The 994-nt window shown below is 65.2% G+C and carries 1 protein-coding gene; it reads left to right on the top strand.

Features of this window, described 5'->3' with window-relative positions; genetic code table 11:
• The coding region (locus P0D73_RS46495) for a cupin domain-containing protein (protein ID WP_408436471.1) at positions 1-994 on the top strand (994 nt) is incomplete at both ends.

Genomic DNA, 994 nt, shown 5'->3' with positions numbered 1-994 from the left:
GACAAATGAGTGGCAAGCCGCATGATGCAGGCTCCCCGCCGGTGCAACTCTGGAGCCGTGACGGATTTCAGGGGGCGCTGTCAGTTGTGACCCGGCCGACCTACGCGCCTGATTTTCTTTCCGTGCAGGGGCCGCACGCACCGCGGCGTGCCGTCCTTGAGCGCTTGACGCCTGACGATCAGGACGACCCCGAGGCGCTTCCGACCACCGTGGCGACTTCCAGGCTCGGCGTCAGACTGCATGTGTCGGGACGGCGCAAGCCCATGCCGTATGTGGTGCGCAACGTCGAAGCGGACGAGATTCATTTCATCCAGTCCGGCACGGTCAGGTTCGAAACGGACGTGGGCTGTCTCACGGCGACGGAAGGGGACTTCGTCTGCATTCCCCGATCCGTCGCGTACCGCTATGCACCGACGGGCGATGCCATGCGAAGCCTCATCGTCGAGAGTCCCGCGGCCCTGAAGCTCGCGCCGCCTGCGCCAAGTGGCCTCCTCAACGTTGCACGCGATCTGAAGTTCGCCGAGATCGACGCCAGCATGCCGGCCGGCGGCCCGACGCGGCTGGTGCTGAAAACCCTCGACACCGAGAACACGGTCTTCATGATGTCGCATGATCCGCTCGCGCTCGGCATGCGCCTGTCGGAGTCCGTCCCGGTGTGGAAGCTTAATCTGGCCAATATCCAGGTTCACGCCTACCTGCCTGAGGGCGGTCCGCCGAGCCAGTTTCTGTCATCAGGCACGGGCGACATTCTGATGTTCAACCTCAGTGCGCGCCCCGGGGGGCGGCCGCCGGTTCACATCAACGCCGATTTCGACGAGGTGATCTGTTACGTGCGGGGCCCGGGGGCCTGGGGCGGTTGCACGGAACCCGGCACGTTGACCTGTGTGCCAAAGGGGGTCATCCATCACGGGCCGTCGGAGGACGTTCCTGAGGGCTATCAGGCCTGGTTGCTGGAAACACGCGCGACCCTGCGTTGGACGCCGAAGGCCCTCGC

It is taken from the genome of Paraburkholderia sp. RL18-101-BIB-B (assembly GCF_046026985.1).
In the GTDB taxonomy this organism is placed as follows: domain Bacteria; phylum Pseudomonadota; class Gammaproteobacteria; order Burkholderiales; family Burkholderiaceae; genus Paraburkholderia.
This window is presented reverse-complemented; position numbering and strand designations above follow the sequence as displayed.